The 765-nt window shown below is 70.8% G+C and carries 1 protein-coding gene; it reads right to left on the bottom strand.

Annotated features, from left to right (window positions below; genetic code table 11):
- Positions 1-736, bottom strand: a 736-nt coding sequence (locus K7G61_RS35960) for a KR domain-containing protein (RefSeq protein ID WP_308190813.1), incomplete at its 3' end; no start/stop codon positions are given.
- Positions 737-765 lie beyond the last annotated feature (29 nt).

Here is a 765-nt window from a genome sequence, read left to right as displayed (position 1 = left end):
ACACCGACGCCGCCTCCGCACGCACCCACCCCACCACCACACCCACACGCTCACCAACCGCAACACCCGCAAGCCGACCAGCCCAACCCGCGGCCGGATCCACGGACGGCCCGTCCGTCGTGGTGGCCTGCGCGGCCACGGCGCCGATGGCCTCCATCACGTCGGACAACAGTGCCGATGAGCGCGACGCGACGTACGAGGGGGCGAACCGGTCCCAGACCACGTCCGCGACCGCCAGCGTGACATCACCCGAGGCAAGCGCCCGCTCCATCGCCACCACACCACTGTCCGGCGCCATACCCGACAACCCACTGCGCCGCATCCGCGCACCCACCACCTCACTGCCCGCGGCAAGACCGTCCTGCGCCCACGGACCCCACGCGATCGACGTCGCCGCCAACCCCAACGACCGCCGATACCCCGCCAACGCATCCAGATACGCGTTCGCCGCCGCGTAATTGCCCTGACCCGCGGCACCCAACGTCCCCGCCAACGACGAGAACAGCACGAACGCCGACACACCCACCTCACACGTCAACTCGTGCAGATGCCACGCCGACACCGCCTTCGCCGCCAAAACCGACCCCAACCGCTCAGGCGTCAAAGCCTCCAGCACACCGTCATCCAGCACACCCGCCGCATGCACCACGGCGTCGAGGGGGAACTCGCCCGGGACGCCCGCGAGTACCCGGGCAAGGGCCTGGCGGTCCGACACGTCGCACGCGGCGACACTCACGCCCGCTCCCAAGGCCCGCAGCTCGTCGG

Source organism: Streptomyces sp. HPF1205 (assembly GCF_020400825.1).
In the GTDB taxonomy this organism is placed as follows: Bacteria; Actinomycetota; Actinomycetes; order Streptomycetales; family Streptomycetaceae; genus Actinacidiphila.
This window is presented reverse-complemented; position numbering and strand designations above follow the sequence as displayed.